Source organism: Rhizobium vallis (assembly GCF_003985155.1).
GTDB classification, from domain to species: Bacteria; Pseudomonadota; Alphaproteobacteria; order Rhizobiales; family Rhizobiaceae; genus Rhizobium; species Rhizobium vallis.
Window position 1 is genome coordinate 621,826 of sequence record NZ_ML133688.1, and the last position, 18,424, is coordinate 640,249.

Here is an 18,424-nt window from a genome sequence, read left to right on the forward strand (position 1 = left end):
GATTTTGCCGCCGGGCGCAGTGGAAGCGAGCTTCCGACGACCTGCCCCCAGTAGAGCGGCCCTCAGACCTTCTCTTTCTTCTTGATCTTTTCTTTCGGCTCGACCGGCGCATCGGGCGAAGGCGCCAGCAGCTTGCGCAGCGATGCGATCTTGTCCTTCACCAGCGGCCGGAAACGCGTCGCGCGATAGGGCATGTCGGCAGCGCCATACCCTTCCGGCCCGTCGTCATTGCCGCGATGGATTTCCGCGAGCTTCACGCCGATGAAGGTGCCGTCGACATAGTGGGTATATTCGCCGACCCAGCGGATCGTATAGATCTCGCCCTTGCGGATGAGCTGGTCGATGCTGACATGCTTGAAGGTATCGTTGATGCAGACGACCTTCTGGCCGACATGGAATTCATAGCTCATGGATCAAACTCGCAAACGGTCTTCCGCCTGACCAATCTATAGCGCGCCGGGCCGCAGGGATGAACCTCTTTTTGCAGAATGGATTCGATTGCGACTGGGTCACGATCACGTCTGACCTCAGGCGTAGCATGGCAGGTGATACCGTCCTTCGAGATTACCGGACGGCAAAACACTGGCTTGACCGCTGCCGTGGGGCACATAAGAAATACGCACCAAGGTTGAGGAATCTGCGTGATAAGGATCTTTGTTTCACTGAGCGTGATCGCGCTCGCGCTCTGCATGACTGCTGCTGATGGCCGAGCGGACCCATATTATGGACCACCCGATAACTCGTGCGAGGTTGTGAACCGCGCCTATGAAGCAACGCACAATCAGTATCACTATCGGGAGATAGTTTATTCGCTCGATGCGGATGGCAGCAAAAAGGAGGTCGTAGAGATGCGATACTCCACCCTCAATGTATTTCAGAGATATTCCGGCAAGGATTGGGAGGTGTATGGGATACCGAAGTCGGACCCTGATCAGCTTAAATTTACCTCGTGCACCTTCGTCGAAGGCGGAAAGACACTTCGGTACTACGCCAACTGGCATAAGGGCAAATATCTTGCTTCAGCCGAAATTCTGCTTTCACCACAACCGAGGAAACTTCTCTGGGTGATCCGCCGATATCCACCGGATGGACAGCAGTTTGCATTTCCTACTGCTATTTCGGTTTTCGATTACGATGCGGAGAGTGCGCGGCCACCCCGTTTGGAAAATGGACAATAGCCGCGCGACGCTTCGGGTCGCCGGCATTCTTCTTAAGAACTTCTCTGACGCAACCTAATCGCAATAGACTTTGCCGCTCTTGCGGGAGCGCAGGTCAAAGTGGAAATGGTTCCAGTGCTCCGGGTTGCTGCCCGGGCCGAGCACGGTGTTGAAATAACGGCAGCTGTCGCTGCGCACCGCCTTCAGGAGCCGGCCTTCGCGGAAGGAGAACAGGCCCTTCTTGCGCACGTCGATTTCATGGCCGTTCTTCAAGACGAATTTGCCGACGTCGATCGCATTGCCGTGGGCATGTTCCGACATCGGATTGTATCTTTGCCGGCTGTTGTTCATGCGCCGGCAGGAATAGCCGCCGAGCGGCTCAATCGTCTTGATGCCGGTCCAGTAGCGATAGCGGGCGGAGGGCGCCAGCTCGTTCTTCACCCATTTGGCGAAGGCAAGCGTCACCTGGCAGTTCAGCGTCACGGCCGGGCTAACGCCGATATTGCCGGAAAGCCCTTTGAGCGACACCGGATAAGGCACCTGGCAGGCAGGCCCTTGCGAGATCGGCGGCTTGTCGTCGAAGAGCACGCCCATGCGCTTCAGTTCCCGCCGGCAGGCAAGCTCGGAGGAAGGCATGACGCTCGGGTCCACCGGCGCAACCGGCTCGCTCATCATCGGGTTGTTTGGCCGCAGCATCGCGACCTCTTGGCTTTCGTCCTCTTCGGGAACGCGGGTGGGCGCCATGACAGGGCTGCCGTCGCTCCAGGCGGGCGTCCGGCTCATCTGCCTGCGTGCCGCCGGCTGCGGCATCGTCTGCGGTTCGGGTTGACGCATCGGCTGATTGAGCTGGGTCGGACTGTCGGTGCCGATGCCGTCGACGACGGGCTCGGTGGCATTGCCCTCGGCAATCTGCTGTTGTTGTTCCTGTGCCAGCCCGACGACCGGCTCGGCCCCGAGCTCGTCATCCATGTTGACGCCGCCCGACGGGATCGCAAGGTTCCGCGTGCCGCCCCAGTTCTCGGTCTGCTGGCCTGCCGCCATCGCCTCATCGCTGTCGATCATCGGCAGGCGGCCACCACGCGCCGCCGGCGCCGACTGCGTCGGTGGCGCAGACTGTGTCAGCGCGGGATGGCGGGTGCCGGCGAGGTTTGGCGTGTCGAGGTAATCGACGGAGCCCTGCGAATTGCCGGCAGGCGCGCTGGAAACGGGATAGGAGGCCTGGCTCTCCGCGGGCGCTAGGCGCTCCGCACGCGCCATCCCCATCTGAGGCGCCATGCGCGCAGCCCCGCGCCCCGGCGAGATCGAGCTGACCCTGGTTCCGTTGTCGACATTGGCCGGCGGCGTGAGCCCATCGCTGATCGAACAGGTCGTCAGCGCCGCCGAAAGCAGCACGGGCAAGAGGGATCGCCGAGGAAAGGAAACAAACGCCATACTCTTATCGCTTCCACAGGCCGGCAGTGCAGTGACCGAAAAAACTCGATCCAATTTTAATTAAAAACGGTGAACGAAAACTTACCCGCACAATCTGAACGCGACGGACATGAAAAAAGGCCGGTTGGCCGGGTCGCGCGAATGGCTGCCCCTCACCCTAACCCTCTCCCCGTTCTGACGGGGAGAGGGGACGTGCGAGACGAAAGGTTAGCGGGAAAAAGAGAGGTCGCGGCATGTCCCTTCTCCCCGCGCGCGGGGAGAAGGTGGCGGCAGCCGGATGAGGGGCTGCCATCGACACATAGGATCAACTACCTATTGGTGAAGTTGATCAAGTCGGCCAGGGTGAAATGACCCGGCTCGGCGCCCGGCAGTGTCGGCCGCCATTTTGGCCATTGCGCCAGGAAGGAATGCCGATCCTCGCGGATCAGACCGGCGATGACCTCGGCGATTATGGTGCCGCCGACAGGCCCGAGATGCTGGCTGTTTCCAAAGATCTCCGCCTCGCGCAGGATGTAGAACCACAGCGGCGCGTTATCCCTGAAAATCCCGGGGTGATAAGTCAGCAATGCGCCGCGCGCCCTCCTCCTTTCGGCATCCTCGCTGTCGAACAGCTGCTCGTCCGACAGCGCCTCCATTTCCATATGGCGCGCCACCGCCTGGCCGGAAGGCAATCCGAGCCGCCAGCCGCGCAGCAGGTTCAAGGCGGCGAGCGCCCTGCGGATCTTGATCGGCTCGCGCTGATGATCGGGCAGGCTGGTCAGCGGATCGACCAGCGTCGTGTCGAGCTTGTAGGAAGGCTGCGGCAGAACGGCGCCGGCCGGCGGCTCTCCATCCGGGGCGACGCCATCGAAGAAGAAAGCCCAATCGATCGGCCAGAAGCCGGGAAGCTCGCGGAAGCCGTTCAAATTCGCCAGCGGCTGCTCTGCCGTGTCGATCAACGAGAAGATCGGAATGCGGTTGAACGTCGCCGTTTTCCCGTTGAACGGCTGCTCGACGGGCCTGGGCTTCGTCACGATCCTGTTCAGGGAATAGCTCGGCCTCACCATCGAGTGACCATATCGGTAGGCCGCGACGGAGAATTCGACCGGGATGAAGGCGTATCGGCCCTGGGGATTATAGAAGCGGATATTCGGCTTCTCTCCTCTCCCGACGATGACGCGCTCGTAGGTCTCCTTGCCGATGATCCGGGGCAGGAAATCATGCAGCACGATCCACTGGTAGTGCCAGCGCACCGTCTGCTGACAGAGCCCGAAATCGCGGCTGTGCAGCGTATCGACGACCTTGTTGTGAAATCTGAGGAAGGTGGCGTGGAGCTGCGAGACGATCACGTTTTCGTCGTTGCGCTTGTCGCCAAGCAGCGCGCGCCGGACCGGGGCGGTGTTCCTCGGCAGGTCGGGACGGTTTTTCCTCGTGTCGTCAAAATCCTTGTCATCACCGAGCAACAGATGAAGCTCGTCGTCCTCGTAGAGGAAAGGCTGGTCGGCCGGTCCCGAACCGTAGACCGAATCCAGATCCAGCCGCGGCGTGCGGAAATCCTGCAGGGCATCCGGATCATTGAAGCGGTCGAGCGACGAGACCGGATCGAAAGTGATGTCATGATCGAGAAACTGGCCGAAATAGGTGAAGCCGGCAGGAATTGCCGGGTTCTCGTCTTCGGGCTCCCGCTCGTTGAGCGCAACGTCGACGGGCTTTCCCTCTTCGATCTTCTCGGCGAACTCCCCCTGGAACATCGTTTTCGCGAGATCGGTGAGCGCGTCCTCGGTAAATGCGGCGGCCGGCAGGTTGCGGAACATCCTGCCGAACCTCTGGTCGCGAACACTCGAATGCGCGACGCTATCCATGCCTCTTACTGGTGAACCATGCTTGCTGCGAGCCATTTCGGCCTCCCTCGGTTACTGAACTGGAATGCGGCAGCGGTGCGATGAGGGGCAGCGATGTCAGATGCGGAGGACCGAGATCCTCGAATTCGGGGAGACACACGACGGCCATGCCAAGGCCGCCGTGGCCGTGGTCCCGGATAGTTTGCGAAATTAGAGAATTACGGTGGCTTCCGCAACGACAGCAATCGCTATCGTCGAAATGCCCTGCCCTCAACTACAACCTGAATGAAGCATAACGGAAGGTAAATTGCAACGAGATTCGCTTAATGATTGAATCCGCTGCTTTTTACAAGCACCTTGGCCAGGTATAGCAGTCTGAATATCTTGGAATTGCGGCTAAGAGCCGTGACCGCGGCTCTTCAGTTTGTTGAGAGGTCTTGCTCTTTACTCGGCGTCATCCCAGGCCTTGTGCCACTGCTGCCTGGTTTGGCAAGAGGGCTAACCCCACTCTCCGTCATCCTCGGGCTTGACCCGAGGATCTATGCCCGTCGCGGCTGGCGGATGCGGTGTGGATGCTCGGGTCAAGCCCGAGCATGACGGAGAGTGGGGCCAAGCGAAAGGAGCCATTGACGGCGCAGCGTGTCAGGGGTGCCATTCACCAACGAACCAGACAACACCGTCGCCCACCCCTGCCGACCCGAGTTGGAGGGGGAGCAGAGAACAGCCGCGAGACAAGCCCGAGGCTCATCAACGAAAAAGAGCCGTCGCGACGGCTCCTTTCCTATGCGGCTTAACTCTGAAGCGCGCCCTCACGCGGCCCGCGTATACCTCGCCTCGGCCCGCTGCTCCGCGCGCAGGCGGAAATTCGAAAGCAGCGTCTTCAGCTGGGTGCTCTCGTCGGCAAGCGTGCGGCTCGCCGCCGTCGTTTCCTCGACCATGGCCGCGTTCTGCTGCGTCATCTGGTCCATATGGTTGACGGAGCCATTGATCTCGTTGAGCCCGGTCGATTGCTCGCGGGCCGCCGTCGCGATCGATGCGACGTGATCGTTGACGCGGTTGACCAGCTCCTCGATCTCCACCAGCGCCTCGCCGGTCGAGCGCACCAGCGCCACTCCGCCCTCGACTTCAGAAGCCGACCGGCTGATCAGCGTCTTGATCTCCTTGGCGGCATTGGCCGAGCGCTGGGCGAGTTCGCGCACTTCCTGAGCGACGACGGCAAAGCCACGGCCCGCCTCGCCGGCGCGTGCGGCCTCGACGCCGGCGTTCAGCGCCAGAAGGTTGGTCTGGAAGGCGATCTCGTCGATCACAGAGATGATCTGATTGATGCGGCTCGAGGATTCCTCGATCCGGCCCATCGCGGTCACCGCATTGCGGACGATGTCGCCGGAGCGCCCGGCGCTCGCCTTGGTCTCGGCCACCATCTCGCGCGCCTCGTTCGCCCGCTCGGATGCGGTCTTGACGGTCGCGGTGATCTCGTCGAGTGCCGCCGCCGTCTCCTCAAGCGCGGCCGCCTGCTGCTCGGTGCGCTTCGACAGATTGCCGGTCGCCTCGCTGATGTCGTTGGCGCTCTCGTTGACGACGCGGCTCGATTCCGCGATCGCCTGGATGACGCCGTTCAGCGCATCGACGGCGGCGTTGAAATCGCCCCGGAGCTTGGCGTAATCCTCGCCGATATCGCCGATCGAAACCGTGAGGTCGCCGCCTGCGAGCTTCTCCAGCCCGACGCCGAGCGCCTGCATCGCCTGGGTCTGCCGCTCGGAGGCCGAACGCAGGCTGGCCTCGTTGCCGCGGCGCTCCGCTTCGATCTGCTGCTGCCTTTCGTCTTCCCGACCGCGCAGCGCGCTGCGCTCGTCGACGGAATCGCGCAGCACCAGCAGCGCCTTGGCCATCTGACCGATCTCGTCGCGGCATTCGCTGCCGGCAATCTCCACAGATGCTTCTTCGGCCGCGATCGCATTCATTGCCGTCTTCAGCCGGGCGACCGGCACGGTGACGCTGCGCACGATGGCATAGGCGATGGCGATCGTCGCCGCCGCACCGAGCAGGCAAAGTGCCGCTGCCCAGATCGCATTCTGGCGATAAAGCGCTGCAAGGTCATCGGCATAAACGCCGGTGCCAACGATCCAGCCCCAGGGCTCGAAACCGGCGACATAAGAATATTTGAGAACCGGCTCATCGGCGCCCGGCTTCGGCCAGTAATAATCGACGAAGCCCTTGCCGTCCTTCTTCACTTTGTTGACGAATTCGACGAACAGGAACTTGCCCGTGGGGTCCTTCATCTGCGAAATGTCGGTGCCATTCAACTGCGGCTTGATCGGGTGCATCACCATGTTGGGACGCATGTCGTTGATCCAGAAATAGCCGTCGGCGCCATAGCGCATCGCGCCGATCACGTCCTTGGCCGCCGCCTGAGCCTGCTCGCGGGTCATGGTGCCCGCCTGCTCCATCTTGTAATATTTGTCGAAGATGCCGAGCGCCGTCGCCTCCATCTTCTCCAGTCCCGCCTTCCGCTCCGCCTGCAGCTCGGAATAGGAATAGTTCAGAAAAAAGACCATCGTTGCCGCAAGCACCGCAAGGGTGAAGCCGACGAGGCAGTAAAGGCGGGTGGAAATCTTGACGTTGCGCATGAGGTTCCCGGCGATTCTTACATGTGTAGTTCGTCACATAGTGGAACAGCCGAATTACCGGACGGTAAAGTTGGATTAGTGGATTCTCACATAACGTAAGGTGAGATGACGGTTGCAAAATTCAACCGACTGAAATCGAAAGGAATTTTAATCGGTGCCCATCGCCATATTTACGCCGCCGCCGGCCCCACGCTGAAAAGGATTGGTACGGATACGGAGTTCGCCTAACCTTGGCTGCAGAATCGTATCCGGAGATCGAGGGAACTTTCCATGACCGACACCGCCAAGCCGAGAGGTGAACTGACGCTGCGCACGCTTGCCATGCCCGGCGATGCCAATCCGGCCGGGGATATCTTCGGCGGCTGGGTCATGGCGCAGATGGACCTTGCATCCGGCATTCGCGCCGCCGAGCGCGCCAGGGGCCGCGTCGTCACCGCCGCCGTCAAGGAGATGGCCTTCGAGCTGCCGGTCAAGATCGGCGATACGCTGTCGGTCTATACCGATATCGAGCGCGTCGGGCGCACCTCGATCACGCTGATCGTCGAAGCCTGGGCGCACCGCTCGCGCTACAACCAGCAGGAAAAGGTCACCGCCGGCACCTTCATCATGGTAGCGCTCGACGAAGAGGGCAAGCCGAAGCAAGTCCCCGAGGAGTGACAGACCGGGGATCGACAACATGGAAACGGTCAGCTCGCCTGAGGTCTTCCTTCACATCAAGGTGGTGATGGGCATGGTCGTCAGCCTCTCGCTGGCGAGGCTGCTCACCGGCGTTGCCGGCATCGTCCAGCATCCCGGCAAGGCGAAGGTCTATCCCGTTCATCTCGGCTGGGCTTTGTCGCTGTTCCTCTTCATCATCCATATCTGGTGGTGGGAATACCGCCTGCAGGCCGTGCCCGCCATCGGATTCGGCATCTATCTCTTCCTCGTCTGCTTCTGCAGCCTGTTTTTCCTGCTCTGCGCCCTGCTCTTCCCGGCAAGCCTCGACGAATATGGCGGCTACGAGGAATATTTCATTTCAAGGCGCAAATGGTTCTTCAGCCTCCTCGCCCTGATCTATGCCGTCGATATCCTCGACACGGCAATCAAGGGGCCGGAGCGCATCCTCTCCCTCGGCTGGGAATATCCCGCCCGCAACATCGTCTACATCCTCCTCTGCGCCATCGCCGCCTGGACCCCCAGCCGCCGCTTCCATACCGCCTTCGTCATCGCCAACCTGGTCTATCAGGTGAGTTTCATCTTCAGGCTTTATGATGTTTTGGGGTGAGGCCCGGTCCCGCAAAGCGGGAGCGATCGATCCAGTGAATCGATCGCAGGGCCGAACGCCCTGAGCCCAAGCGAAGGGCCGGGCAGCCTCAAACTCCATCCCACCAAACCCTTTCGACATCACTCACCGGCATCCGTCACCCGCCGCACCCCACCCGCCCATCGAAGCCAGCCGGCCGCATAATGCGCAGCACACGCCCACGCCCCCAGGATCGCGATGTGATGCAAAAAGAACCCGACCGTCGACTCCTGAAAATCCCAGAAATCAATCGACGGCCGGCCGACGAGCCTGTCTCCAATCCCCACGACGACCATGCCGTGAATACCGCACGCCGCGATCGCGCCTGCGACTCCTCGAAGGGCAGCAGTCCTGATCGCGTCCGGCGGCCCAACCCGCAACAACTTGCCCGTAACGCCCATGATCATCGACCAGTGAAGACCGAGATGGACGGCTGCGAGCATGAACGCCCAGTAGGCCGCAAGGATGTGAATTTCTCGCGCAGTCGGCCCGCCATTCAAGGGAACGAAAGCAAACACGCTCCGCGATATCATCACGCTGGTCATCAGCAATGCAGCCATCGCCAGGCCAATCGAGATGTTCGACGCAATTGTCAGAAGGCTCTGCCTGCCGCGCGCCGCCTTTGGAAGTCTTGCCCACCACCGCCTGTTGAAGACATTGTGCGAGACGAGGAGGATGAACATGCCGGTGCCGATCAGCTCATGCGAGGTGTTATCAAGCCACCAGTAGGCAAGCGCGACCAGAAGCAGACCGGCGGCCGTGAAGTCCAGCACCAGGCGTATCAGGAATAGCGGGCTCATGACGCGGCGCCCTCGCCGCGGGTCCACCTAATCAATGACGGCCCCGTCGAAAGCCTTGAGATCGTCGAGCGTGTAGAGGAAGTCCTGGTCGGCCCTGGAGGAATGACAGGACTGGCACCGCGCGGTGTTCTCGGCCATGTTGACGCTGCCATCCGGTTTGAACCATTGGAATTGCCAGTCACCAGTGCGGCGGGTTTCATCGTAGTCGTCTCCCCAGCCGCGGCCCTTTTCCATGACGAAGGTGCGGTAGATCTCCCCGTCGCGGTAGTCGACCAGCACGAAATGGGTGCCCTCGGGAATAGGCTGCCCGTTCTTCACCGCCTGGATGGCTTCGTTTGTCGTCATGATGTGCTCGGTCACCTCGCCGCGCCTGATGGTGGTGTAGTGAACGAGACCGGCCAGTTCGGGCATCGTCGTCCGGTTCGGTTCGGCGTCGACCTTCCAGCCGATGAGAATAACGGCACCGGCCGCGGCAAAGAGAATGGGAATGCGTTTGAGGAGATGACGCATGGGTAGCTTTCCTGATTTCGGGCAGAAAATGTTCGGGCGAGCAGCTCCGGCAGAAGCGGAAGGCCGCTCGTCTCATTCGCTTGCGAAAACGTCCTTCGCGATGGCGACGGCCGAGACCGCATTCGGCCAGCCGGCATAGAAGGCAAGATGGGTGATCGTCTCGATCAGCTCGTCCTCGGTCACGCCGTTCTGGCGGGCGATGGCAAGATGTGACCTCAGCTGGTCGGGCCGGTTCATGGCGATCAGCGCGGCAACGGTGACGAGGCTGCGGTCCCGCTTCGAGAGCTGCGGGCGCTCCCATATGTCGCCGTAAAGCACATCGTCAGTCAGTTCAGCCAGCTTCGGCGCGGTCGCGCCCATCAGTTGCTGGGCGCGCGAGCGCCTGGACTTGTCGTCGCCTTCAACAGGTGTCTGAGCACCGGCGACGACCGGCAGAGCGGCCAGCACCATGCTGGCCGACAGCATCAGGTTTCCCAAAAGATGTTTCATGGACTTCACCTCATCATTTTCAGGATCGGGCATATGCCGCGAAGAGTTCGCGGGGATCAGTCGAGCTTCTTCTCGCGGAGGAGGTGCTGGTTCCCCCGACGGCAATGCTGCCCTGCTCCTGGATGACCAATGGCTCGGTCTTTACCGCATCGGCAGCCGTCGCCACTGTCGCGGCAAGCTGCGCCGAGGCAAGCAGCAATGCGGCCAGAATATTGGACAATCCATATCGCATGTCGGCTCTCGCTTCGTTTCAGATGGCGAGAAGGTAGCGGCATCGCACCGTCAGGATTAGACGCCCCGGACAGCTAGGGTCTATTAGGTCAACTAATTAATCACGAGCTGTTGATAAGCCGTGATGGAATAAAATCGGCATTACTTTCCTCTATAGCGGAGCGCATCGACGAGCAGGGTGAACGCCGGAGACGCATGCCGCCTGTTCGGATAGTAGAGATGGTATCCCGGGAAAGGCGGGCACCAGTCTTCGAGAATCCGGATCAACTGCCCGTCCTCGATATAGGACTGAACCTGGTCCTCGGGCATATAGGCCAGTCCCAGCCCGTTCAGCACAGCGTCGATCCGCATGGCGATGTTGTTGAACACCGTCTGCCCCTCGACACGGATGCGCAATTCGCGGCCGTCCTTCTCAAACTCCCATGGATAGATCGTCCCGTGCGTCGGCAGCCGAATGTTGATGCAGTTATGAGCCGTCAGATCCTGAGGAACTTCGGGGCGCGGATGGTGCTCGAAATAGACGGGCGCTCCGACGACCGCCATGCGCATCTCGGGACCGATCCGGACCGCAATCATGTCCTTCGCCAAATGCTCGCCGAGCCGGATGCCGGCGTCGTAGCGCTCGGCGACGATGTCGGTCAGGCCGTAGTCGACGATCACTTCGACGTTGATATCGGGATGATCCGGAAGAAAGCGCGCCAAGAGAGGCGCGAGAATGGAAACCGCGGAGTGCTCACCTGCCGTGATGCGAATGGTGCCGGCCGGCCGCTCGCGCATTTCGCTCAGCGCCGCGATCTCGAACTGGATTTCTTCAAATCTCGGCCCGACCCGTTCCAGCAGGCGCTCGCCCGCCTGGGTCGGCGACACGCTTCTGGTCGTGCGGGTCAATAGCCGAAGCCCCAGCTTCTCTTCGAGACCGCGCACCGTCTGGCTCAACGCCGATTGCGACACGCCGAGCTTGGCGGCCGCCTTGGTGAAGCTGCGCTCCCTGGCGACCGTGAGAAAGGCGACGAGGTCGTTGAAATTGTTGTCCTGGGGCATTCATTAGTCCGCCTTATAGGTCCATGCGCATTACAGCATCTAATCGAAAGCTGCCATGGGGATTAAGTTCACGTCAACTCAACCGGCCGGCAATACCGAACCGGCGCCCTCACCCCATACAAAGCCACGAACGGACACGACCATGGAAACACGCAATATCGGCGATCTCGAAGTCTCAGCCCTCGGTCTCGGCTGCATGAGCATGAGCGCCGCTTACGGACCGCCCGCTGACGAAGGCGAGATGATCCGGTTGATGCGCACCGCCCATCAGCAGGGCGTCACCTTGTTCGACACGGCCGAAGCCTATGGCCCTTTCGCCAATGAGGAGCTTGTCGGCAAGGCGCTCGCGCCGATCCGCGACCAGGTGGTTATCGCCACCAAATTCGGCTTCGATATCGATCTGCAAACCGGCGAACGCCGCGGCGGCACGAACAGCCGCCCCGACCACGTCAAGGCGGTTGCCGATGCTTGTCTGCGCCGCCTGAAGACGGATCGTATCGACCTGTTCTACCAGCACCGCGTCGATCCCGACGTGCCGATCGAAGACGTGGCCGGCGCCGTCAAGGAGCTGATCGCAGCCGGCAAAGTCAAGCATTTCGGCCTGTCCGAAGCCGGCGTCCAGACCATCCGCCGCGCCCATGCCGTCCAGAAAGTAACGGCCGTCCAGAGCGAATATTCGCTCTTCTGGCGCGGCCCCGAGGCCGAACTTCTGCCGGTCCTTCAGGAACTCGGCATCGGTTTCGTGCCCTTCAGCCCGCTCGGCGCCGGCTTCCTCACCGGCAAGATCGACGAGAACACCAAGTTTGACGCGAGCGATTTCCGCAACAGCGTCCCGCGCTTCTCACCCGAGGCACGCAAGGCCAATTTTGCGCTCGTCGACCTGATCAAACGGATCGGCGACCGCAAGGGCGCAACACCAGCGCAGATCGCCCTCGCTTGGCTGCTGGCGCAAAAACCATGGATCGTCCCGATCCCGGGAACGACGAAGCAGCATCGGCTCGAGGAGAATCTCGGCGCTGTCGACATCGACCTCCTGCCCGACGACCTCGCCGAAATCGACACCGCCCTCGCCGGCATCGAGGTCCAGGGCGAGCGGTTGCCTGAGGCAGCACTGAAGATGACTGGGCGGTAGGATCGGCTCGGCGGATGCCGCTGGGCCTGCCCTTCGCTAGTGCTCAGCGCATTCGCGGCTCTGCCCCGGCGCTTACCTCTCGTCCCTCATTCCTGTGCTCGTCACAGGAATCCAGTGCGCCCACGTCCGTGGGCGCTAGAGACTCCTTCAAGATCGCATCGATTCATTCACGGCGCCGACGCGCCGTGGCTGGATTCCTGTGACGAGCACAGGAATGAGGGAGGAAAGGTTAGCGACAGCCCCTCACACCTTCAAAAACTGCGACCCCTTATCAAACCCCAGCCCCGGAAAAATCTTCCCCGTTAGATCATCCATCCCGACATCGAACTGCCGGTAAAGCATCGCCGCCGCCACCTCCCGCACATCCGCCGTCGGCATCAAATCGCGGTCGTCGAGCAGCTGGCCGTCGCCGACGCCCGGCCAACGGCCAAGAATCCTGCCGCCATTGATCGCGCCGCCGGCAAGCAGCGCGCAGCCGCCGGTGCCGTGGTCGGTACCGCCGGAGCCGTTCTGGCGGACGGTGCGGCCGAACTCGGTCATGGCGAGCACCACCGTCTTGCCCCAGATCTCGGGCCCGAGCGTCGTCTTCAGCGTGTTGATCGCCTGCGCGAGATCCTGCGCCGGTCGCTTGAACTGGCCGGCCTGGCCAATATGGGTGTCCCAGCCAGTGATTGAGAAGCTGGCGATGCGGTAATCGCCCTTCAGCATATTGGCGGCAAGTGCAGCCACATCGGCGGTCTTCTCACCGCGCTGCCCATCGGGCTCGACCATCATCGCAGCGCTGTCGGCCCGCGTCGCCTCGGCAAGTGCTGCGGCGAACGGCGGATCGCCGGCATAGAGCCGCGCCAGGAACTGCATCTCGTCACGCGCCGGCGCAAGATTGGAATCCGAGGCCCAGACATCGACATTGTTCGGGCCGGAAAGGATCAGCTCCGTCGAGGTGTTGACGTCGATTGCCTTGCGCGCATCCGAGCGCGGAATGACGGCGAGCGCCCGGTTCAACCAGCCGGTCTTTTCCTCGGCGACATGCTCGCCGCCGGACTCCAGCATGTCCTGCCCGTCGAAATGGCTGCGCTGATCGCGATAGGGCGTCGAGACCGCATGCACGAAGGCGAGCTCCCGGCTTTTCCAGAGCGGCATCAGGTCGGCGGCAGCGGGATTGAGGCCGAAATGCCCGTCGAGATCGAGAAGCCCGGTCTCCGGCGTCAGCGCCAGCGTCGGCCGGAGGCCCGCAAAACCGGCATCGCCATAGGGCTGCACCAGATCCAACCCGTCCATCGCGCCGCGCAGCACGATGGTGACGAAGCGGTTATCACCAGGCATCGCCGCGAAAGTGACCGGCGTGAAGACGGGCGCGGCGGCAAGACAGCAGGCAGAGGTGAGAAAACCGCGGCGGGAAAGCGAGATCCTGTTCATCGACAGTGTCATGACGGCGGCCTCCTAAGCAGGTTCCGGAAAAGTGTCCAACGGTTTTCCGGCCAGAACCTGCGATAAAACAAAGGAGCTAAGCAGACGAAGCGTTGGCTTGCCAACGAAAGCCTGCTTAGCGGCGGTTGAATTCGGGCGAGGCCAGCACCAGCGTCAGCCCGCTGATCTTGTTCGGCGCCTGCGACACGACACGGATCGTCTCGTCGCGCGCCGCATCGGCAAGCGTCGATTTCAGGAATTCGCGCGGATCTTCGTCCCGGCCGAACTGCGCTGAGGCCCGTCTTGCCCAGGCCAGCCGCTCGGCGATCTGGCTGCCGGTGATCCAGGCAGAGAAGCCTTCCTGAAAACCGGCCGGGCTCGGCGGCAGCCAGGTCGGCTGTCCCATGCGCTTCAGCGCGCCCTGCCCCAGCGCCCGTGCCGTCCGGAACGCCTTGAGGCGCTTGTCCCTCGCCTCGCCAGCAGGTTCCGTCGGCGCAGGCGATCCCGCCATGGCAGGCGTGTTCGCCGCCATGTCGCCTTCTTCAGTGCCCTGCTGGTTGGCCGCCAGGAAGCTGCCGACGACGCCGTTGACCGGCCCCGCGTTCAGCGCCCTGAGGCCGGCGACGACATAGTCGAAAGGCTGGCGCGCCTTGGCGCCTTCGTCGCGCCAGGCGGCGGGATGGTCGAGCATGGCGGTATAGACCGCCGTCAGGTTTCCATCGGTCTTCTTCCAGGCTGCGGCCATGTCAGACACCATGCCCTCGTCGGGCCGGTCGGAGACGAAATGCACCGCGAGCTTGCGGCTGACATGCGCCGCCGTCTTCGGATGGACGGCGAGATCGTCGAGCATGTCGAGATAGTCGTCGCGCGAGCTCTTGCGCCCACCATAGCTGACGCCGAGCACCTGATGCGTGCCGGGTTCGGAAATATTCGGCCGGAAGGCGATGTCCATCTCCTTGCGGTCGATAGTCAGGCCCGTCAGCACCATGGCTGCCGCCGTCACATCCGCCTGGGTATAGCCGCTGCCGGCGCCGAGCGTGTGCAGCTCCAGAAGCTCGCGGCCGAGATTTTCGTTCAGCCCCTTGTTGCGCTTCATGCCGCCGGCCGAGCCCGGCCCGAGCGAATCCGCCTGGTCGAGATAGATCAGCATGGCCGGATGCGCCGTCGCATTGCGCAGGAGATCGCCGAATTTGCCTGCGATGAACGGCCGGATCGCCTCGGCCTCGTAGAGCGGCACGATGAGGCGCATCGGCAGGCTCTTGTTGGCGCTGGTGGAGAAATGGTCGGTCCAGAAGGTCGAAAGCCGCTCGTAGAAGCCGTAGGGCGACAGCACTGCCTGCATCAGCCGCAGGTTCGCGTCGTGCTGGAACTGCTGCTGCGCCTGCTGCTGTATTCCTTTGCGGATCTCGCGCCGCACCGTATCGTCGGTCGCCGTCTTCGCGTCCTTGCGGACTTCCGTCAGCTGCGCCTGCAGGTTCAGGATCGCCCGGTGGCGCGTGTCGATGCCGCCGAGCGGAAAGTCCGGCGTCGCCGCCACGCCCTGGGCGAGCTGGCCGATCAGCTCATCCTTACTTTGCGGCGGCGCCTCGCCCGGCCGGAAACCATAGCCGAACCGGATCGCCGCCATCGTCGGGAAAGAGAGGCTCATGGCCGATCACCTCACGATCACTGCTGGAGCAATTCCAGCAAGAGTGCACAGCGGTTTTGCGCCCGGAATTGCGCAAAACAAAAAGCTTGAGGTGACAGGCTGCCAGCCGATTACGACCGCAATCTGTAGGAAATGCGGCAATATCGAGACATGGACGATTTGTAATCTGTTGAAAAGCCTAAGGTTTACGCCCGGAAGATGAAGGATGCTCCGATTGCGATAAGCGCGAAGCCGATCGCATGGTTCCAGGTCAGGTTCTCGCCGAGCCAGAAGATGGAGAAGCCGGAAAAGACCAGCAGGGTGATCACCTCCTGCATCGTCTTCAACTGCGCCGTCGAATAGACCGCCGAGCCGATACGGTTGGCCGGCACCGCCAGGCAATATTCGAAAAAGGCGATGCCCCAGCTGACAATGATGGCGAGGGCGATGGCGCTGCCCTTATGCTTGAGATGCCCGTACCAGGCAAAGGTCATGAAGATGTTGGACGCAAACAGCATGACGATGGGCCAAACGGCGGCGGGAGAAAAGGACATGGAGAAACTCGGAAGCTGTGGAGGAAATGGTTGATCCGACGAGACGCCGGGCGGGCCCTATCTATCACGCCGCCGTTCGGCCGCAACCCCCGAGACCACTGACCGATTGTCTCACGCCCGCGAGGCGATGCGGATGGCCGGCAGATCACAAGGCGGCGTGCCTCCCAGCAACACCCGGTTGCGATTTACGGGTCGAGCTCATGCGCTCCTGCTAGCCGTCTCGCGATACGGCATTCTCCAACGCCCATTTTCCTGCGCGCGGCATCCACCAACGCTCCTCATCCTGAGGCGCGTAGCCCATCGGGCGAAGCCTCGAAGGACACGCTGTGACGCCACTCCTTGCATTCAGGCGCGTCTCGAGTGAGGCTTTCTCTCAAGTGCTTGGGCACGCAAGCGGCCTCCGCATCACGCCGACGCGCCGAACCGTCTCACGCCACCCTGCCCCGACACGCCCACGCTACCGACGCGAACGATCGCGGCCCATCCGGTTCTCCTGCCTCATAAGCGGCCCGAACGGCAGCATCCACAGCGGCTCGCTTGGCCGGCTCCAGCCCGCCGACATACTTGCCGAGCGGTCCCTCGCCTGCGGCGATCGGGGCCCAATAGTCGTCGAAGGAAAGGTAATCCATCCGGATCAACAGCGATGTCTCCTCGACATCGGCAAGCCCCTGCGCGATGAAAGTCTGCTTCATCTCCCCCGGCCGCATCATCGGCTGGAAACAATATTTGCGACGCATAGGCAGCGCGTTCTCATCGAGCATGACGACTGTGTCCCACATCATCCGCATGCCCGACATGCCGCCGTAGTGATCCCAGACGGCGGCCGCGACCACGCCACCGGGACGCACGACCCGGGTCATCTCGGCCACCGCCTTGCCCGCCTCCGGCACGAAATGCAGCACGAGCAGCGACAGCGCCCGGTCGAAGCGGTTGTCCTCGAAGGGAAGTGCGCAGGCATCGGCCTGCTGAATCGCAATCCGCGGATCGCTATTGCGCGCTTTCGCCGCCTCGACGAAAACAGGCGAATAGTCGATGGCGGCGATCTCCCGCAGGCCCGGCCTCTGCGCCAGCGTGAATGTCAGGCTGCCGGTGCCGCATCCGACATCGAGCACGCGATCCCCATCCGCCAGCCCCGCGAAATCAATCAGCATCGGCGCCAACGTCCGGCTCCACCGGCCCATCAACCGCTCATAACCATCGGCACTCTCGACATGGAAACTCGACGGCATGAAAGCCTCCCCTCCAAGGACGATGAGCCATCAATATGGCTCCGAGGGGCGGCCCGTCGCAAGCGGATAGTCACCTGACACTTGTCAGGTATTCCGCGCGATAAAGCCTCCGCGCAGAATACCCGTGTTGATGATGCCCAGGACCTCACCCGAGCGCCTGCTGCGGTCAACGTCCGTGCCAGCGTATCAGGCGCCACCCTTGTCGAGAACGCTCCAATCAAACCCGCGCGCCCAATCGCGGTATCGGTGCCAGCCGACCTCAGGGAAATCGCGGCGCAGGGCGGCGATGTCGGCGTCGTAGCCGGTGCGGTCGAACCATTCGTACATCAGCGCCGCATCCTCGCTCTGCTGCCGCATGACCGTGATCGGCAGTTCCCGATAGGCGATCGGGCGGCCGAGGACCTCGGACAGGATCTTCGCCTGCTCCTCGCCCGACAATTCGTCACCGGCAATGTCGAAACGCTTGCCGAACACCTGATCGCGTCGCTCGGCGAGCGCCGCGACGAAAGCGCCGATATCGGCAAGGCAGATCTGTTGCAGCACACGACCGGGCGGCAAGGCCGCGGCATAGACGCCCTGGCGCAGCCCGTCAATCGCCCACGGCGCCACCGTGTTTTCCATGAAGGCGACGGGCGCGCTGATCGTGTAGGGAATGCCGAGCCCGGCAATATGCTTCTCGACGAGATATTTGCTTTCGAAATGCGGAATGCCGGTTTTCTTGTCGGCATCGCCGACGGAAGAATAGATCAGATGGCCGATGCCGGCGGCCTTCGCCCCATTCGCGGCGGTAACACCCTGACGGGTTTCCGCTTCCGGGCCACTTTCGAAGCTGCTGCCCATCAGGAACATGGTATCGACGCCCGTCGCGGCCTTCGTCACCGACGCCGCATCATCGAGATCCCCGGCGACGATCTCGACTCCTGCAGCGGCCAGTCGCCGCGCATCGTCGCTATCAGGCCTGCGGCTGATTGCCCTGACGCGGTGTCCTCGCGCCGTCAATGCGCGCACGACCGCCCCGCCCTGCTGGCCGGTGGCGCCCGTGACCAAAACGCTTCTTCCATTACTGCTCATGTCTCCGCTCCTTGTT

18 protein-coding genes are annotated in these 18,424 nt (G+C 62.2%); 4 read left to right on the forward strand and 14 right to left on the reverse strand.

Annotated features, from left to right (window positions below; translation table 11 throughout):
* Positions 1-62 precede the first annotated feature (62 nt).
* Positions 63-410 carry a CAP-Gly domain-containing protein gene (locus tag EFQ99_RS13015; protein WP_126921430.1) on the reverse strand — a complete coding sequence of 116 codons (348 nt, stop codon included), beginning with the start codon at positions 408-410 and terminating at the stop codon, positions 63-65.
* A 231-nt stretch (positions 411-641) separates the two neighbouring features.
* On the opposite strand from EFQ99_RS13015, the gene EFQ99_RS13020 reads away from it, so the two are divergent.
* The gene (locus EFQ99_RS13020) at positions 642-1,178 is read left to right on the forward strand and encodes a hypothetical protein (protein ID WP_126921431.1); all 537 of its coding nucleotides are present in this window, start codon (positions 642-644) and stop codon (positions 1,176-1,178) included.
* Between the two features lie 54 nt (positions 1,179-1,232).
* Here the strand turns inward: EFQ99_RS13020 and EFQ99_RS13025 are convergent, their stop codons facing one another.
* From EFQ99_RS13025 to EFQ99_RS13035, 3 genes are all read right to left on the reverse strand, one after another.
* Entirely contained in the window at positions 1,233-2,588 is a 1,356-nt protein-coding gene (locus EFQ99_RS13025; protein WP_126921432.1) for an extensin-like domain-containing protein, read from the reverse strand.
* A gap of 308 nt (positions 2,589-2,896) precedes the next feature.
* Complete coding sequence (locus tag EFQ99_RS13030; RefSeq protein ID WP_245441481.1) at positions 2,897-4,465, reverse strand: peroxidase family protein; 1,569 nt, start codon at positions 4,463-4,465, stop codon at positions 2,897-2,899.
* A 752-nt stretch (positions 4,466-5,217) separates the two neighbouring features.
* Entirely contained in the window at positions 5,218-7,035 is a 1,818-nt protein-coding gene (locus EFQ99_RS13035; RefSeq protein WP_126921433.1) for a methyl-accepting chemotaxis protein, read from the reverse strand.
* Between the two features lie 270 nt (positions 7,036-7,305).
* Between EFQ99_RS13035 and EFQ99_RS13040 the strand changes: the two genes are divergently transcribed.
* Complete coding sequence (locus EFQ99_RS13040; RefSeq protein ID WP_125848693.1) at positions 7,306-7,692, forward strand: acyl-CoA thioesterase; 387 nt, start codon at positions 7,306-7,308, stop codon at positions 7,690-7,692.
* Positions 7,693-7,711: 19 nt separating this feature from the next.
* A complete protein-coding gene (locus EFQ99_RS13045) occupies positions 7,712-8,299 on the forward strand; it encodes a hypothetical protein (protein ID WP_126921434.1) in 588 nt (195 codons plus the stop codon).
* A 119-nt stretch (positions 8,300-8,418) separates the two neighbouring features.
* Here the strand turns inward: EFQ99_RS13045 and EFQ99_RS13050 are convergent, their stop codons facing one another.
* The 5 genes from EFQ99_RS13050 to EFQ99_RS13070 all read right to left on the reverse strand — a co-directional run bounded on the left by EFQ99_RS13050 (position 8,419) and on the right by EFQ99_RS13070 (position 11,388).
* Positions 8,419-9,117 carry a DUF4405 domain-containing protein gene (locus tag EFQ99_RS13050; protein WP_126921435.1) on the reverse strand — a complete coding sequence of 233 codons (699 nt, stop codon included), beginning with the start codon at positions 9,115-9,117 and terminating at the stop codon, positions 8,419-8,421.
* A 27-nt stretch (positions 9,118-9,144) separates the two neighbouring features.
* Positions 9,145-9,627 (reverse strand): cytochrome P460 family protein, encoded by a 483-nt coding sequence (locus EFQ99_RS13055; protein WP_126921436.1) that lies wholly within the window; start codon positions 9,625-9,627, stop codon positions 9,145-9,147.
* A gap of 72 nt (positions 9,628-9,699) precedes the next feature.
* Complete coding sequence (locus EFQ99_RS13060; RefSeq protein ID WP_208722750.1) at positions 9,700-10,116, reverse strand: carboxymuconolactone decarboxylase family protein; 417 nt, start codon at positions 10,114-10,116, stop codon at positions 9,700-9,702.
* A gap of 19 nt (positions 10,117-10,135) precedes the next feature.
* Positions 10,136-10,348 (reverse strand): hypothetical protein, encoded by a 213-nt coding sequence (locus tag EFQ99_RS13065; protein ID WP_245441482.1) that lies wholly within the window; start codon positions 10,346-10,348, stop codon positions 10,136-10,138.
* A 140-nt stretch (positions 10,349-10,488) separates the two neighbouring features.
* Positions 10,489-11,388, reverse strand: coding sequence for a LysR family transcriptional regulator (locus tag EFQ99_RS13070; RefSeq protein WP_126921438.1), 900 nt, complete (start codon positions 11,386-11,388; stop codon positions 10,489-10,491).
* 142 nt (positions 11,389-11,530) lie between these two features.
* On the opposite strand from EFQ99_RS13070, the gene EFQ99_RS13075 reads away from it, so the two are divergent.
* Entirely contained in the window at positions 11,531-12,520 is a 990-nt protein-coding gene (locus EFQ99_RS13075; protein WP_126921439.1) for an aldo/keto reductase, read from the forward strand.
* A 243-nt stretch (positions 12,521-12,763) separates the two neighbouring features.
* Here EFQ99_RS13075 and EFQ99_RS13080 read toward each other — a convergent pair whose 3' ends face one another.
* From EFQ99_RS13080 to EFQ99_RS13100, 5 genes are all read right to left on the reverse strand, one after another.
* Positions 12,764-13,948: a DUF1501 domain-containing protein gene (locus EFQ99_RS13080; RefSeq protein ID WP_126921440.1), complete on the reverse strand. Its 1,185-nt coding sequence runs from the start codon at positions 13,946-13,948 to the stop codon at positions 12,764-12,766.
* A gap of 115 nt (positions 13,949-14,063) precedes the next feature.
* Entirely contained in the window at positions 14,064-15,575 is a 1,512-nt protein-coding gene (locus EFQ99_RS13085) for a DUF1800 domain-containing protein (protein WP_126921441.1), read from the reverse strand.
* Positions 15,576-15,760: 185 nt separating this feature from the next.
* Positions 15,761-16,108 (reverse strand): DMT family protein, encoded by a 348-nt coding sequence (locus tag EFQ99_RS13090; protein WP_126921442.1) that lies wholly within the window; start codon positions 16,106-16,108, stop codon positions 15,761-15,763.
* A gap of 428 nt (positions 16,109-16,536) precedes the next feature.
* Positions 16,537-17,337, reverse strand: a complete 801-nt coding sequence (locus EFQ99_RS13095; RefSeq protein ID WP_126921443.1) for a class I SAM-dependent methyltransferase — start codon at positions 17,335-17,337, stop codon at positions 16,537-16,539.
* A gap of 186 nt (positions 17,338-17,523) precedes the next feature.
* Positions 17,524-18,408, reverse strand: a complete 885-nt coding sequence (locus EFQ99_RS13100; protein WP_126921444.1) for an NmrA/HSCARG family protein — start codon at positions 18,406-18,408, stop codon at positions 17,524-17,526.
* Between the last annotated feature and the right edge of the window lie 16 nt (positions 18,409-18,424).

Excerpts from the sequence above, each read along its gene's own strand:
- EFQ99_RS13015 (WP_126921430.1), bottom strand. The coding sequence starts at position 410 with ATGAGCTATGAATTCCATGTCGGCCAGAAGGTCGTCTGCATCAACGAT.
- EFQ99_RS13025 (WP_126921432.1), bottom strand. The coding sequence starts at position 2,588 with ATGGCGTTTGTTTCCTTTCCTCGGCGATCCCTCTTGCCCGTGCTGCTT.
- EFQ99_RS13030 (WP_245441481.1), bottom strand. The coding sequence starts at position 4,465 with ATGGCTCGCAGCAAGCATGGTTCACCAGTAAGAGGCATGGATAGCGTC.
- EFQ99_RS13035 (WP_126921433.1), bottom strand. The coding sequence starts at position 7,035 with ATGCGCAACGTCAAGATTTCCACCCGCCTTTACTGCCTCGTCGGCTTC.
- EFQ99_RS13040 (WP_125848693.1), top strand. The coding sequence starts at position 7,306 with ATGACCGACACCGCCAAGCCGAGAGGTGAACTGACGCTGCGCACGCTT.
- EFQ99_RS13045 (WP_126921434.1), top strand. The coding sequence starts at position 7,712 with ATGGAAACGGTCAGCTCGCCTGAGGTCTTCCTTCACATCAAGGTGGTG.
- EFQ99_RS13050 (WP_126921435.1), bottom strand. The coding sequence starts at position 9,117 with ATGAGCCCGCTATTCCTGATACGCCTGGTGCTGGACTTCACGGCCGCC.
- EFQ99_RS13055 (WP_126921436.1), bottom strand. The coding sequence starts at position 9,627 with ATGCGTCATCTCCTCAAACGCATTCCCATTCTCTTTGCCGCGGCCGGT.
- EFQ99_RS13060 (WP_208722750.1), bottom strand. The coding sequence starts at position 10,116 with ATGAAACATCTTTTGGGAAACCTGATGCTGTCGGCCAGCATGGTGCTG.
- EFQ99_RS13065 (WP_245441482.1), bottom strand. The coding sequence starts at position 10,348 with ATGCGATATGGATTGTCCAATATTCTGGCCGCATTGCTGCTTGCCTCG.
- EFQ99_RS13070 (WP_126921438.1), bottom strand. The coding sequence starts at position 11,388 with ATGCCCCAGGACAACAATTTCAACGACCTCGTCGCCTTTCTCACGGTC.
- EFQ99_RS13075 (WP_126921439.1), top strand. The coding sequence starts at position 11,531 with ATGGAAACACGCAATATCGGCGATCTCGAAGTCTCAGCCCTCGGTCTC.
- EFQ99_RS13080 (WP_126921440.1), bottom strand. The coding sequence starts at position 13,948 with ATGACACTGTCGATGAACAGGATCTCGCTTTCCCGCCGCGGTTTTCTC.
- EFQ99_RS13085 (WP_126921441.1), bottom strand. The coding sequence starts at position 15,575 with ATGAGCCTCTCTTTCCCGACGATGGCGGCGATCCGGTTCGGCTATGGT.
- EFQ99_RS13090 (WP_126921442.1), bottom strand. The coding sequence starts at position 16,108 with ATGTCCTTTTCTCCCGCCGCCGTTTGGCCCATCGTCATGCTGTTTGCG.
- EFQ99_RS13095 (WP_126921443.1), bottom strand. The coding sequence starts at position 17,337 with ATGCCGTCGAGTTTCCATGTCGAGAGTGCCGATGGTTATGAGCGGTTG.
- EFQ99_RS13100 (WP_126921444.1), bottom strand. The coding sequence starts at position 18,408 with ATGAGCAGTAATGGAAGAAGCGTTTTGGTCACGGGCGCCACCGGCCAG.